Annotated in this window: 13 protein-coding genes; 2 read left to right on the top strand and 11 right to left on the bottom strand. The window is 53.0% G+C overall.

Translation table 11 applies throughout. The features are described 5' to 3' along the window. Positions 1–8: 8 nt before the first annotated feature. The 9 genes from atpH to asnC form a co-directional block, all read right to left on the bottom strand. Complete coding sequence (gene atpH, locus BEI65_RS17405; protein ID WP_085120114.1) at positions 9–542, bottom strand: F0F1 ATP synthase subunit delta; 534 nt, start codon at positions 540–542, stop codon at positions 9–11. Positions 543–556: 14 nt separating this feature from the next. Then, complete coding sequence (gene atpF / locus BEI65_RS17400) at positions 557–1,027, bottom strand: F0F1 ATP synthase subunit B (RefSeq protein ID WP_004950476.1); 471 nt, start codon at positions 1,025–1,027, stop codon at positions 557–559. A 57-nt stretch (positions 1,028–1,084) separates the two neighbouring features. Beyond that, positions 1,085–1,324, bottom strand: coding sequence for a F0F1 ATP synthase subunit C (gene atpE, locus BEI65_RS17395; RefSeq protein WP_004093904.1), 240 nt, complete (start codon positions 1,322–1,324; stop codon positions 1,085–1,087). A gap of 49 nt (positions 1,325–1,373) precedes the next feature. Then, entirely contained in the window at positions 1,374–2,195 is an 822-nt protein-coding gene (gene atpB, locus BEI65_RS17390) for a F0F1 ATP synthase subunit A (RefSeq protein ID WP_099064414.1), read from the bottom strand. Between the two features lie 20 nt (positions 2,196–2,215). Further along, positions 2,216–2,599 carry a F0F1 ATP synthase subunit I gene (atpI, locus tag BEI65_RS17385; protein WP_085120112.1) on the bottom strand — a complete coding sequence of 128 codons (384 nt, stop codon included), beginning with the start codon at positions 2,597–2,599 and terminating at the stop codon, positions 2,216–2,218. Positions 2,600–3,239: 640 nt separating this feature from the next. Beyond that, positions 3,240–3,860, bottom strand: coding sequence for a 16S rRNA (guanine(527)-N(7))-methyltransferase RsmG (rsmG, locus tag BEI65_RS17380; RefSeq protein WP_099064413.1), 621 nt, complete (start codon positions 3,858–3,860; stop codon positions 3,240–3,242). Between the two features lie 136 nt (positions 3,861–3,996). Continuing rightward, complete coding sequence (gene mnmG / locus BEI65_RS17375) at positions 3,997–5,886, bottom strand: tRNA uridine-5-carboxymethylaminomethyl(34) synthesis enzyme MnmG (protein WP_099064412.1); 1,890 nt, start codon at positions 5,884–5,886, stop codon at positions 3,997–3,999. Positions 5,887–6,268: 382 nt separating this feature from the next. Continuing rightward, positions 6,269–6,709: an FMN-binding protein MioC gene (mioC, locus tag BEI65_RS17370; protein WP_099064411.1), complete on the bottom strand. Its 441-nt coding sequence runs from the start codon at positions 6,707–6,709 to the stop codon at positions 6,269–6,271. A 97-nt stretch (positions 6,710–6,806) separates the two neighbouring features. Beyond that, the gene (gene asnC / locus BEI65_RS17365; RefSeq protein WP_004950461.1) at positions 6,807–7,268 is read right to left on the bottom strand and encodes a transcriptional regulator AsnC; all 462 of its coding nucleotides are present in this window, start codon (positions 7,266–7,268) and stop codon (positions 6,807–6,809) included. Between the two features lie 155 nt (positions 7,269–7,423). Here asnC and asnA point away from each other — a divergent pair, with 155 nt between their 5' ends. Next, positions 7,424–8,416, top strand: a complete 993-nt coding sequence (asnA, locus tag BEI65_RS17360) for an aspartate--ammonia ligase (RefSeq protein ID WP_099064410.1) — start codon at positions 7,424–7,426, stop codon at positions 8,414–8,416. Positions 8,417–8,419: 3 nt separating this feature from the next. Here asnA and viaA read toward each other — a convergent pair whose 3' ends face one another. Together viaA and ravA are read right to left on the bottom strand one after the other, a co-directional pair. Beyond that, on the bottom strand, positions 8,420–9,883 hold the full coding sequence (gene viaA / locus BEI65_RS17355) for an ATPase RavA stimulator ViaA (protein ID WP_085120108.1): 1,464 nt from the start codon (positions 9,881–9,883) through the stop codon (positions 8,420–8,422). A 2-nt stretch (positions 9,884–9,885) separates the two neighbouring features. Then, on the bottom strand, positions 9,886–11,394 hold the full coding sequence (gene ravA / locus BEI65_RS17350; protein ID WP_099064409.1) for an ATPase RavA: 1,509 nt from the start codon (positions 11,392–11,394) through the stop codon (positions 9,886–9,888). Between the two features lie 283 nt (positions 11,395–11,677). Between ravA and kup the strand changes: the two genes are divergently transcribed. After that, entirely contained in the window at positions 11,678–13,546 is a 1,869-nt protein-coding gene (gene kup, locus BEI65_RS17345) for a low affinity potassium transporter Kup (protein ID WP_099064408.1), read from the top strand. The last annotated feature ends 40 nt before the right edge of the window (positions 13,547–13,586 follow it).

The following is a 13,586-nucleotide window of genomic DNA, read 5'->3' as shown; positions in this document are numbered from 1 at the left end:
CAGTCCCCTTAAGACTGCAAGACGTCTGCCAGGCGTTCTAGACGACCGCGAACGCTGCCATCAATCACCATATCGCCAGCACGGATAATTACGCCGGCCAGTACAGACTTGTCAATTTTGCAATTCAGCTTAACTTTGCGTGACAGACGTTTTTCCATCGCAGCGACAATATTAGCCTGCTGCTTGTCGCTCAGTGCGCTCGAAGAGAGCACGTCGACTTCGACGGTGGATTCCAGCAAGGCGCGCAGTTCGATGAACTGCTGCAGCACCGCAGGAAGAACCAGTAAACGTCCATTTTCGGCCATTACACGGATAAAGTTCTGGCCATGTTCGTCGAGTTGTTCGCCACATACCGCGATGAACGTTCTGGACAGCGTCTCCGGCGCGACAGCGCCAGCCAGCAGTTCAGAAATCTGTTCATTGCGAGTGACATCAGCAGCAAACGCCAGCATATCCTGCCAGCGATCCAAGCTTTGATGCTCAACGGCAAAGTCAAAAGCTGCTTTGGCGTAGGGGCGAGCTACAGTTACAAATTCAGACATCAGCCCCTCCCTCCTTACAGTTCAGCGACCAGTTTATCTACGATGTCGCTGTTAGCAGCTTCATCCACGGAACGTTCGATGATCTTCTCGGCGCCGGCAATTGCCAGCATCGCGACTTGCTTACGCAACTCTTCACGAGCGCGCTTACGTTCGGCTTCGATCTCAGCCTGAGCCTGCGCCACGATTTTGTTACGTTCCTGCTCGGCTTCCGCTTTCGCTTCATCCATGATCTGAGCTTTGCGTTTGTTTGCTTGCTCGATGATCACCTGAGCTTCTGCTTTAGCAGTTTTCAGCTGGTCGGTCGCATTGGCTTGCGCTAAGTCCAAATCTTTTTTGGCACGTTCTGCAGAAGCGAGACCGTCAGCAATTTCTCCCTGACGCTTCTCGATGGCTGCCATGATCGGCGGCCATACGTACTTCATGCAGAACCAGACAAACAGAACGAACGCGATGGCCTGGCCGAGGATTGTTGCGTTAAGATTCACAGCACAATGCCTCTTTAAAAGTTAATAGTGTGGTTTCAGTGTAGAGAAATTCTCTACTTACGCGACAGCAAACATCACGTACAGACCCAGACCAACAGCGATCATCGGGATGGCGTCAACCAGACCCATAACGATAAAGAACTGTGTACGCAGCAAAGGAATCAGGTCAGGCTGACGTGCAGCGCCTTCCAAGAATTTACCACCCAGGATGCCGATACCGATCGCAGCACCGATTGCCGCTAAACCCATCATCACAGCGGCAGCCATGTACAGCAGATCCATACTCAGGTTTTCCATGACAGTCTCCAGTTTGTTTCAGTTTAAAAGTGTAAGTGTTTTAAGAAAATCAGTGCTCTTCAGATGCCATCGACAGATAGACAATCGTCAGAACCATGAAAATAAAGGCTTGAAGCGTAATGATCAGGATGTGGAAAATGGCCCAAGGCACATTAAGAAGCCACTGTGACCACCACGGCAACAAACCGGCAATCAGGATGAAGATCAACTCACCCGCATACATGTTGCCGAACAGTCGCAGGCCGAGTGAAACAGGCTTGGACAGCAGGCTGACACCTTCAAGAATCAGGTTGATTGGAATGAATAACGGATGGTTGAACGGCTGCATGGTTAACTCTTTAACGAACCCACCAATGCCTTTCATTTTGATGCTATAGAACAGAATCAGGACAAATACGCCTAACGCCATCGACAGCGTAATACTTACGTCTGCGGTAGGAACAACACGCAGCGCCGGCAAACCAAACACATGTTCGCCAATAAACGGCAGAAGATCGATTGGCAACAGATCCATCATGTTCATCAGGAATACCCAGACGAACACCGTCAGCGCCAGCGGAGCAATCACCTTGCTCTTACCGTGATACATATCACGAACGCTGCTGTCGACGAAGCCCATGATAAGTTCGACGGCAGTTTGAAGTTTCCCCGGTACACCACTGGTCGCTGTATTAGCCACTTTCTTGAAAATAAACAAGAAAACAGCCCCCAACAAGACAGAGAAGAACAATGAGTCAATGTTCAACGTCCAGAATGTCGGGTTACCAGAGTGTGGTTCAACTAACTGAAAAGTACGCAGATCCAACTGAAGGTTATTCAGATGGTGGCTGATATAGTCCTTTGCAGTCCCATTTTCTCCAGATGCAGACATGATGCCTCTTACCCTTTTAGTTAAGTTCGGTAACTGTTAATCACGGCCGGTGCCACTATCTGCACCACTAACACCGCTAAATAGGTCAGGCCAAGCGGTAAAAATGCCGCTTTGAACACCCCAAGCGCCACGATCAACAAAACTATGGTGATCAAGACCTTTAATCCCTCGCCGATGGCGAACGACCAGGCAACCCGACCGGGTGCCGGCGTCTGCGCCTGATGGCGCAAGGCAAACAGCATAAACATGGTACTCGGCAACCAGGCAGCGAGACCGCCCGCCAGCGCCGAACCGCTCCATTCCAGGCTTTTCAGACCGAAAGCAGCGCTGATCAGAACAAAAGTCATTAACTGCAGAAACAGCAATTTGCGAGCAACTTTTCCGCTGTAAAGGGACACAGACATGACGTTTGTTCTCTCCGTACCCCAGAGGGGGTATGCTGAGTGACGTATAAAACTGTCTTTACTGCTCTGAGTCAAGCAGCAAAAAACGAGCAAATTATACGGGGCATACCAACGAATTCAATCGATAAGTAGCGAAAAGGTGAACAATTATTTAAATTCTCCCATTTCAGGCTATTTTCACAAGAAAACGGTCGGAATAATAGGGCTCATTTAATTGTCTGATTATTCCAGTGTTACAGCAAGAAACGTGTAGTTGCTCACAATAATACCTATTACTGATTTATAGCCCAGGGTCGGTTAAAGCGTCTTTAGCAAATCGGGCGATCAAAAAGATATTATAAATCATAATATTACAAGTTAACTGTTCAAAAACAATCCGTATACCCACTAAAAACCTTTTATTGACAGCTTCGGGGATAGTATTCCAACAGCTAATTAACATTAGCAGCAAAGCAGGATCCTTCACTTATCGTTGCTAACGTAACTATTACGATCTGCAATTACCCTATTGTCGCCAATTAGCGGCTATTTTTGTGTTAATAAAAAGTAAATTAACTAAAAAAACCACCCGTTGATTAGCCTGCTTACTTTAACCATTGCCACTATATTTTAATTCGCGCTTACTTGATCAAAAACAAACTCAGTTTGCCTTAAGTACCACCAGGTGACGTTCACCTTCGAGTTCCGGTACCTGCAGACGAACCACCGATTCCAGTTCGATGCCTTCAGGCAACTGCGCCAGTTCTTCATCCGGACGCACCCCTTTCAGCGCGTAGAAACGCCCCTGCCCTTTTGCCGGCAAATGGTGACACCAGGTAAGCATATCCTGCAGCGAAGCAAAGGCACGGCTGATGACACCGTCAAACGGCGGTTCAGCGGGGAACGCCTCAACACGGCTCTGTACCGGCTCAACGTTAGTCAGGCCCAGTTCATGCTGTACCTGACGCAGGAAGCGCACGCGCTTGCCCAGGCTGTCGAGCAAGGTGAAATGGGAATCAGGGCGAACAATCGCCAGCGGAATGCCTGGTAAGCCAGGACCGGTGCCAACATCGATAAAACGGCTGCCCTGCAGATGCGGGTTTACCACGATGCTGTCGAGAATATGGCGCACCAGCATTTGTTGTGGATCACGCACCGAAGTGAGGTTATACGCCTTGTTCCACTTATCCAGCATGCCAACATAGCCCAGTAACTGCTGTTTTTGCTGATCGGGAAGCACAATGCCTGCCGCTTTGAGCAACGAATCTAATTTTTTCTGCACAACGGGTCCTCAGACTGGCGCACAACGGCAAGCCAGGTAGGGCTGGCCAAGGAGGTGGCCATGATAATTCAGGTCCGAAAAGATGTCAGCGGCCGTTTGCTCATCAAGTCAACAAACGGCCACCCAAAAACGGGATTTATGCGCTGCGGCGCAGCAGCCCCTGTTTTTTCAGCCAAATCAGCAAAATGGAGATCGCCGCCGGCGTGATGCCGGAGATGCGTGAAGCCTGGCCGATCGAGTTCGGTTTATGATCATTCAACTTGGCGATCACTTCATTCGACAGACCAGAAACCTGCTGGTAATCGAGATCCAGCGGCAGCACGGTGTTCTCATTGCGCTGCTGTTTTTCGATCTCTTCCTGCTGACGAACAATGTAACCTTCGTATTTCACCTGGATCTCAACCTGCTCGGCGGCCTGAGTATCGGCCAGTGGCGGAGCAAATGCCGCAACGGAGGTCAATTGGGTGTAATCCACTTCTGGACGGCGCAGCAGTTCTTCACCGTTGGCCTCGCGCGACAGCGGTGCTTTCAGCAGCGCGTTCACCTGCTCGACGTTCTCGGCGTGCGGGTGCATCCAGATATCACGCAGACGCTGGCGTTCCTGTTCGATGCGCTCCAGCTTTTCGCTAAAGCGTGCCCAACGGGCATCGTCCACCAGACCCAGCTCGCGGCCTTTTTCCGTCAGACGCAGATCGGCATTGTCTTCACGCAGCATCAGGCGGTATTCGGCGCGTGAAGTGAACATGCGGTACGGCTCTTTGGTACCCAGGGTGCTGAGGTCGTCCACCAGCACACCCAGATAAGCCTGATCGCGACGTGGCGACCAGCCTTCGTCTTCGTTGGCGTAACGTCCGGCATTCAGACCGGCCAACAGGCCTTGTGCAGCTGCCTCTTCGTAACCGGTGGTGCCGTTGATCTGGCCGGCGAAGAACAGGCCTTGGATAAATTTGCTTTCCAGCGTCGGCTTCAAATCACGGGGATCGAAGAAATCGTATTCGATGGCATAGCCAGGTCGAATGATTCGGGCATTCTGCATCCCTTCCATCGAACGCACGATCTGCATCTGTACGTCAAACGGCAGGCTGGTGGAGATGCCGTTTGGATAAATTTCATTGCTGGTCAGGCCTTCCGGCTCGAGGAAGATCTGGTGTGCGTTACGATCGGCAAAGCGCATCACCTTGTCTTCGATCGACGGGCAGTAGCGTGGCCCGATCCCTTCGATGATCCCGGCGTACATCGGGCTGCGATCGAGGTTATTACGGATCACGTCATGGGTTTTTTCGTTGGTGTAGGTGATGTAGCACGCCATTTGTTCCGGGTGTTGCCCGGCGTTGCCCATGAACGAAAATACCGGGATCGGTGTGTCACCGTGTTGCGGTGCCAGTACGCTGAAATCAATGGTGCGTGCATCGATACGCGGTGGCGTACCGGTTTTCAGACGGTTAACCCGCAAAGGCAATTCACGCAGTCGCTGTGAAAGCGAGATCGACGGAGGATCCCCGGCACGGCCACCGCTGTAATTTTCCAGACCGATGTGGATCTTGCCGTCCAGGAAGGTGCCTACGGTCAGCACGACCGCCTTGGCGCGGAATTTCAGCCCCATTTGGGTAACGGCACCGACAACGCGATCGTTTTCCACAATCAGATCTTCGACGGGCTGCTGGAAGATCATCAGGTTTGGCTGGTTCTCCAGGGCAGTACGTACCGCTTGGCGATACAGCACTCGGTCAGCCTGAGCTCGGGTGGCTCGTACCGCAGGGCCTTTGCTGGCGTTTAGTATCCTAAACTGGATGCCGGCATGATCGATCGCCGTAGCCATCAGCCCGCCAAGTGCATCAATTTCCTTAACCAGATGCCCTTTACCAATACCGCCAATCGCCGGGTTGCAAGACATTTGCCCCAGGGTATCGATATTGTGAGTCAGTAATAAAGTCTGACGTCCCATACGTGCCGCAGCCATAGCGGCTTCGGTACCGGCATGGCCACCACCGATGATGATGACGTCAAATTGCTCTGGATAAAACATGGAACTGCACCTCGTCGTATTGCGAACGATCGTTGTATTGCCCTAGGGTGGAGGATTCTACTCAAGTTTAGTCGATCGACCAAGTGGTCAGGATCCTTGAGTAATTAAAAGAAGATCTTTTTATTTAAAGATCTCTTTATTAGATCTCTTATTAGGATCGCGATCTTCTGTGGATAAGTGATTATTCGCGATTGAGATCAGCTAATTAAGGAGGATCGTTAGCTGTGAATGATCGGTGATCCTATGGCTTATAAGCTGGGATCTAAATGGCATGTTATGCACAGGACAAAAAGCGACCTAAGGTTGTTATTGGGATAACTACTGCTTTTACCCTGCTTTTAAGCATAGTTATCCACAATCGTTCGGGTGATCTTTGAACAAATTAGAGTAAATTAATCCAATTTTTCACCCATTCCTCTGCTGGATCCTCAGGAATTTCGTGTTCAGTCACGTCGATCTCGAGCCGATCGCCGATCCTTTTTGCTCCACGAGCAATCAGAAGATCGTCGATCCGTTGGATCGCACCACAGAAAGTATCGTATTCAGAGCTGCCTAAACCGACTGCACCAAACTGCACCTGAGATAAATCAGGAAGCTGTTCTTCTATTTGATCCAGTAGCGGTTGCAGGTTATCCGGTAAATCGCCGGCACCGTGGGTAGAAGACACCACCAGCCAGCGTCCGGACAGGGTCAATTCATCCAATTCAGGGCCATGCAGGGTCTCGGTCGTAAAGCCTGCCGCTTCCAGCTTTTCAGCCAGGTGCTCGGCTACGTACTCGGCACTGCCAAGCGTACTGCCACTGATCAGAGTAATGTCTGCCATGAAATGAATGATCCCAGCCTTCTCAAAGTGGCAGCATTGTACGCTGTGAATCGGCTGGGATCTACCTGTGGATAATATGGGTATAGTAATTAGTTGGCTAGGGAGTGATGGTACGCATGATGGGGTTCTGCAGCGAGATCAGGGTTTCAGTAGACTGGATCTCGTCAATCGTTTGGATCTTGTTGATAAGTACTTGTTGCAACGCATCTATCGAGCGGCACATCACCTTGATAAACACGCTGTAGTGGCCGGTGGTGTAATAGGCCTCGACCACTTCCTCCAGGCTTTCGAGCTTTTTCAGCGCGGAAGGATAGTCTTTAGCACTCTTTAATATAATGCCGATAAAACAGCAGACGTCGTAACCCAGGCGTTTGGGGTTCACGTCGACCCGCGCACCGGTGATGATACCGGCCTGCTTCATCTTCTCTACCCGCACATGAATGGTGCCGGGGCTGACGGCAAAGTTTTTCGCCAGTTCGGCATAAGGTGTGCGTGCATTCTCCATCAAGGCGTTAAGGATGCCGCGATCGAGATTATCGATCTGATAATTTTCAGCCATTTAATCCCCCACTAATTGCTGATTGTTGAATTATTACCGCATCAAAATGAACGATTAAAAGTGAAAAGGCAATATTGATTAGCGGATATTGAATTGTAGTGCCGTTCTGTTGCTTAATCGTTGGCAACAGAGACAGGTTTATAAGAGATACGGCAATGAAAAAACAGTTTATTCAAAAACAACAACAAATCAGCCTGGTTAAATCCTTCTTCTCCCGCCAGTTGGAACAACAGCTTGGCCTGATCGAAGTGCAGGCGCCGATCCTCAGTCGTCTGGGTGACGGTACCCAGGACAACCTGTCTGGCAGTGAGAAAGCGGTGCAGGTCAAGGTGAAAACCCTACCGGACGCCACCTTTGAAGTGGTGCACTCGCTGGCCAAATGGAAACGCAAAACATTGGGCAGCTATGACTTCGGCGCCGGTGAAGGCCTGTATACCCATATGAAAGCCCTGCGCCCGGACGAAGATCGTCTGAGCGCGATCCATTCGGTCTACGTTGATCAATGGGACTGGGAGCGGGTGATGGGCGATGGCGAACGCAGCCAGGATTACCTGGAAAGCACCGTGCGCAGCATTTATGCGGCAATTAAAGCAACCGAAGGTGAAGTGAGTCGCGAATACGGCTTAACGCCGTTCCTGCCGGAGCAAATCCATTTTGTTCACAGCGAAACCCTGCTGCAACGCTACCCGGAGCTGGATGCCAAAGGCCGTGAGCGGGCAATTACCAAAGAGCTGGGTGCGGTATTCCTGATGGGGATTGGTGGCAAGCTGTCGCATGGCAAATCACACGACGTACGTGCACCGGATTATGATGACTGGACCACCCCAGCAGCAGCAGGGCTGGCCGGCCTGAACGGCGATATCCTGGTATGGAACCCGGTGCTGCAGGATGCCTTCGAACTTTCTTCTATGGGGATCCGCGTTGACGCCAGTGCGCTGAAACGCCAGTTGGCGCAAACCGGGGATGAAGATCGTTTGACGCTGGAATGGCATCAGTCTCTGCTGCGTGGCGATATGCCACAAACTATCGGTGGCGGTATCGGTCAGTCGCGCCTGGTGATGCTGTTGCTGCAACTGTCGCACATTGGGCAGGTACAGTGTGGCGTGTGGTCTCCGCAGGTGCGTGAAGCGGTCGACGGCCTGCTGTAATGCTCAGCGCCGCCAGCGGCGCATTAAACGGCTTTTTAACCCGGTATCAAAGCGCCAGATATGATCGAAGATGCGCATGATGCCGGGCTTGCCGTAGTTGGACATCGCCACCGCGTGAAAGCGTTGCTGGTGGCTTTGCTGCTGTTGTTTGACCTTCTTTATTATCTCTTCCGGTAATCGCTGGGCAATAAAGTCAGAAATGATCACCGCGTCAGCGTCGAACCAGCCGCTTTCCGTCATTTTGCTGACGGTGGCGTTCAGGCAAGCCGCCAGATCGGTACCGCCACGGAAGTGCTGGCCGAGAAAACGCACCGCCTGCTCAATACCACTGGCAGCAGTGAGTTCGTAATGCACGATCTGGTTGGCGAACAGCATGATGTAGCAACGGCGGTTATCCGCCAGCGCAATGCGCAACAGTGCCAGACAGAACGCTTTGGCACACTGTTCGTTGAAACCGCCCATCGAACCTGAAGTATCCACACAGACGATAAACGGCCCGCGCGGTTGCTGATCCTGCTGCTGGTGGGTGACCTGGCGGATCAGAACCTGTTCCTGCCAGACATCGCCCTGCAGGCGATAGCTCAACAGCTGTTTTTCCAGCAGGCGGCGATAAAACTCAAACTCCAACTCTTCAATGCCCAGCGTGACCAACTCGGGTGGCAGCAGGCGCAGAATATCGTCACTCTGGTGAATACCGCTGACCTCTTCCGGCAGCGTGGCCGGTACCTGCACCATCACGCGGTACGGCTCGGGCAATGCGTCCTGCTGTTGTACCGCCTTGGCCTGATAGCTGCGCCCAAGCTGCTGCGCCAGTTTTTTCAGTTCAGGTTGCTGCTGCAAGAAGTTGCCGTATTCCACCAGCCTTTGATAGTCACCCCGTTGCAAGTGGCCTTTACTCATATCCCACAGTCGCCCGGCTGCGGTGTCGTTTTCCGACAGCAGCGGCTCCAGGGCACCACTCAGCGCCAGACGTTCCTGCAGCTCCGCCAATAGCTGTTCGCGTTCCTGTTCCAATAGCTGGTGATGCATCATGGTGGCCTGTAGCGTCAGGCTGATGCGCCAGCGCTGCAGGAACAGAGTTTGGAAGCTGTCGTCCAGCGGATGGTTGGGCAGATCGGCGGCATCCACCAGCGAGCGGGCCTGCTCATAAAAGGGGGAAACCAGTTGGCGCAGCAAATCCAGGGTGTCGTTAAGGTTATGGAAGAACTGGGTGTTGTTCTCCAGTTGGCACTGTTGATAGCGATAAAACTCCTGCGCCAGCGCGGGCGGTACCATGGCTTCGTGGAGACGTTCTTTCAGTTGCAGCTTCCAGCGCGGCAGGTCGCGATCCAGTGCCCGGCGGATTGCCGGAAACTTTTTGAAGAAAATCGACAGCTGCGGTGCCGCCAGCATGCCGATGATCATCTCCTCGATCAGCTCACCTTCGGTGATCGCCAGCAGCAGATCGAGCGTTTCCAGGCTGAGCATACTTACTGGCCGCGCATTTGCTGGTGCTGCTGTTTGATTTGTTCCGCCACCTGCAACAGGCTGGCCTCAATTTTTGCCAGCCTGGCGGCGGGGGTAAACAGGCAGGGCTGGTGCTGACTGAACAACCGGCGCTGTTCCGCCAGGCGCTGCGCCAACTGCTCCATTTCATCCAGCATCGCCTGCGGCGTGCCGCCGGTCTGTTTGCCGGGCAGGGCCAGCAGTGCAGGTTGACGGCTGACGTCCAGCACCGTCAGATGCAGTTGCTCGTCCACTTCCAGATCGATCTGCTGGGCAAAACCAATGCCGTTCAGCTTGGCACGCACGTCGCCGCCTTTTTGCAGCCAGTTTTCCAGCGCGCTGTTTTCAATACTCAGATGGTTGACCTGGATATCATGCAGTTGCAGCGGTTTTTGCAGCAACAGGGTCAGGGTACCGGTGCCGAGCGGCGTAGCCAGGGCAAACTGAGGTTTTCTGCTGAACATGCCGCCCTTTTTCACCAGGGCGATCGCCTGACTGTCGCTCTGCTGCTGTTGATGCTGCAGCCAACGGGTATGGATCTGTTGCAGTTGGATCAGCAGCGATTGCTGTTGATAAGCCGATTCGTTCAACAATTGTTCTACCTGCTGTTGCAATAGCTTCAGCGAGGTAAGGTCGTGCCACAGGCAGTCTTTCAGCAGCAATAAATCGATCGGCGCCACGGCGTCGCGACCGCTGAAGAAGGCGCAGGCCTGCAACAACCGCAGCGCCTTTTTCCAGCGACGGTCGGAGACGTAAGGGGCATTATCCAACGCATCCAGCCGCTGGCGCAGCTGGAATATCAGCTCAAAGCAAGTCTCGGGCAGCTTGATTTTGTCGATCTGCGGTTGCCATTGGTGATACTCCTCATCACTGATACTCAGTGCTTCAGGCACCGGGTTTTCATTCTCGTTCTGGCGACTGACCAGCAGTGAGCGGAAATTCTGTTTGTCCTGCACTTTGTCCAACCACAGGCGTATCAGCATGCGATCGTAAAGGGCTTCCAGGCTGCTGTCGGCATCCGGCAGTTCGTTGGAGGCGGTGACCAGCAGCCGCAGCGGGATCGGTTCTTCCGTATTACCGTTGCGGAAACGGCGTTCGTTGATCGCCGTCAGCAGGGTATTGAGGATCGCCGGGCCGGCCTTCCAGATCTCATCCAGAAATACGATTTCCGCCTCGGGCAGGTAGCCGGCGGTCAGACGTTGATAGCGGCCTTCGTCTTTTAACGCCTGGATCGACAAGGGGCCGAAGACTTCTTCCGGGGTTGAGAAACGCGTCATCAGGTATTCAAATGAACGCGCGCTGCGAAAGGCGAATTTTAACCGGCGCGCAATCAGGCTTTTGGCGATGCCGGGTGGGCCAAGCAGAAACACGCTTTCACCGCTGAGCGCCGCCAGCAAACACAGGCGAATGGCATCCTGTCGTTCATAAAGACCGCTCTCTAGCGCGTTGCTGAGGCGGGAAATCCGTTCTGCCAGAAGAGATGATGGCGCCATATTATTGTCGTGTTGTCCGAGTGTTAGCCAATCTTGGTGGATAATCCGATGATAAACCACCATTATTTTTAATGGTATAGCTTGTTGATTAGTAAAATCTTTCTATTATCAAAAGAGCGGCTGGTTCACATTTTGTTTATTTTTAGGGTCTGATATAAGGATAGGCAAGCAGTATAAATCGTGCATACTGTGCGCCTTTTAGTGGGCGTAACGGATCTTAGAGCCCGTATCTCTGGCTGATGCGGATGCATCGCTAACGGATGTTCTAATAAAGAAACGAATTATGAGCGCAGAGCATAAACAGTCCTTATCGGCGGTAACCCTGGCGGCAATTGGGGTGGTTTACGGTGATATCGGCACCAGCCCTCTCTATACTCTTCGAGAGTGTTTCTCCGGCCATTACGGCTTCGATGTTCGTCCAGATGTGGTTTTCGGCTTCCTGTCGCTGATTTTCTGGATGTTAATCATCATTGTTTCCCTCAAGTACCTCACCTACGTCATGCGGGCGGATAACGCCGGTGAAGGGGGCATCCTGACGCTGATGTCGTTGGCCGGGCGTCATACTTCGGCGCGTACCACCGCCGTGTTGGTGATATTGGGCTTGATTGGCGGCAGCTTTTTCTATGGCGAGGTGGTGATCACCCCGGCGATATCGGTGATGTCGGCGATAGAGGGGTTGGAAATCGCCGCGCCGTCGCTTGATGGCTATATTGTTCCCCTTTCCATCCTGGTGCTGACGGTGTTGTTTGCCATCCAGAAACACGGTACCGGCAGCGTGGGTAAGCTGTTCGCGCCGGTGATGCTGCTGTGGTTTATCGTTCTGGCGGTGCTGGGCGCACGCAGCATCATGGCGAATCCAGAAGTCTTGCAGGCGTTAAACCCGAAATGGGCGCTGAACTTCTTTATTGAATATAAGAAGGTGTCGTTCTTTGCGCTGGGCGCGGTAGTGCTGTCGATCACCGGCGTTGAGGCGTTGTACGCCGACATGGGGCACTTTGGTAAATTCCCTATCCGCCTGGCCTGGTTCACCGTGGTGCTGCCATCGCTGGTGCTGAACTACTTCGGTCAGGGCGCTTTGCTGCTGAAAAACCCGGAGGCCATCAAGAACCCGTTCTTCCTGCTGGCACCGGACTGGGCGTTGATCCCGCTATTGATTCTGGCGACGCTGGCTACGGTCATCGCCTCGCAGGCGGTGATCTCCGGCGTGTTCTCGTTGACTCGCCAGGCGGTGCGTCTGGGTTACCTGTCACCGATGCGTATCATCCATACTTCTGAGATGGAATCCGGTCAAATCTATATCCCGGTGATTAACTGGACGCTGTATATCGCGGTAGTGCTGGTGATTATCGGTTTCGAACACTCCAGCAATTTGGCGGCGGCTTACGGTATCGCCGTGACCGGCACCATGGTGCTGACCAGTATTCTGGTGACCTCAGTGGCGATCAAAAACTGGCACTGGAACCGTTTCTTCGCCGTCGGCATTCTGGTTATCCTGCTGATTATCGATGTGCCGATGTTCGCGGCCAACGCCCTGAAGCTGTTCTCCGGCGGTTGGTTGCCGTTGCTGTTAGCGCTGGTGATGTTCATCATCATGACCACCTGGAAGAGCGAACGTTTCCGCCTGCTGCGTCGCATGCACGAACACGGTAATTCCCTTGAAGCGATGATCGCCTCGCTGGAGAAATCGCCGCCGGTGCGGGTGCCTGGCACCGCGGTCTTTATGTCGCGCGCCATCAACGTGATCCCTTTTGCGCTGCTGCATAACCTGAAGCACAACAAGGTGCTGCATGAGCGGGTGGTGCTGTTGACGCTGCGTACCGAGGATGCCCCTTATGTCCATAACGTACGACGGGTGACCATCGAACAGCTTTCGCCGACCTTCTGGCGGGTAGTGGCCAGTTACGGCTGGCGTGAAACGCCGAACGTTGAGGAAGTGTTCCACCGCTGCGGCCTGGAAGGGCTGCCCTGTCGGATGACGGAAACCTCGTTCTTTATGTCGCATGAGTCGTTGATCCTGACCAAGCGGCCGTGGTACCTGTTCCTGCGCGGCAAGCTGTTTATTGCGCTGAGCCGCAACGCACTACGTGCGCCGGACCAGTTTGAGATACCCCCCAATCGGGTGATCGAACTGGGCACCCAGGTCGAGATTTAATTCCCCTCAAGGGCTCAGCATTGAACTGACCCCAAGAAGT

The sequence above is a fragment of the Serratia sp. BW106 genome (assembly GCF_002607755.1).
Taxonomy (GTDB): domain Bacteria; phylum Pseudomonadota; class Gammaproteobacteria; order Enterobacterales; family Enterobacteriaceae; genus Serratia; species Serratia proteamaculans.
This window is presented reverse-complemented; position numbering and strand designations above follow the sequence as displayed.

What these genes read in the sequence shown, in the direction of transcription:
- kup (WP_099064408.1), top strand. Translation starts at nt 11,678, where the DNA reads ATGAGCGCAGAGCATAAACAGTCCTTATCGGCGGTAACCCTGGCGGCA.
- mnmG (WP_099064412.1), bottom strand. Translation starts at nt 5,886, where the DNA reads ATGTTTTATCCAGAGCAATTTGACGTCATCATCATCGGTGGTGGCCAT.
- atpI (WP_085120112.1), bottom strand. Translation starts at nt 2,599, where the DNA reads ATGTCTGTGTCCCTTTACAGCGGAAAAGTTGCTCGCAAATTGCTGTTT.
- mioC (WP_099064411.1), bottom strand. Translation starts at nt 6,709, where the DNA reads ATGGCAGACATTACTCTGATCAGTGGCAGTACGCTTGGCAGTGCCGAG.
- ravA (WP_099064409.1), bottom strand. Translation starts at nt 11,394, where the DNA reads ATGGCGCCATCATCTCTTCTGGCAGAACGGATTTCCCGCCTCAGCAAC.
- asnC (WP_004950461.1), bottom strand. Translation starts at nt 7,268, where the DNA reads ATGGCTGAAAATTATCAGATCGATAATCTCGATCGCGGCATCCTTAAC.
- atpB (WP_099064414.1), bottom strand. Translation starts at nt 2,195, where the DNA reads ATGTCTGCATCTGGAGAAAATGGGACTGCAAAGGACTATATCAGCCAC.
- atpE (WP_004093904.1), bottom strand. Translation starts at nt 1,324, where the DNA reads ATGGAAAACCTGAGTATGGATCTGCTGTACATGGCTGCCGCTGTGATG.
- atpH (WP_085120114.1), bottom strand. Translation starts at nt 542, where the DNA reads ATGTCTGAATTTGTAACTGTAGCTCGCCCCTACGCCAAAGCAGCTTTT.
- viaA (WP_085120108.1), bottom strand. Translation starts at nt 9,883, where the DNA reads ATGCTCAGCCTGGAAACGCTCGATCTGCTGCTGGCGATCACCGAAGGT.
- asnA (WP_099064410.1), top strand. Translation starts at nt 7,424, where the DNA reads ATGAAAAAACAGTTTATTCAAAAACAACAACAAATCAGCCTGGTTAAA.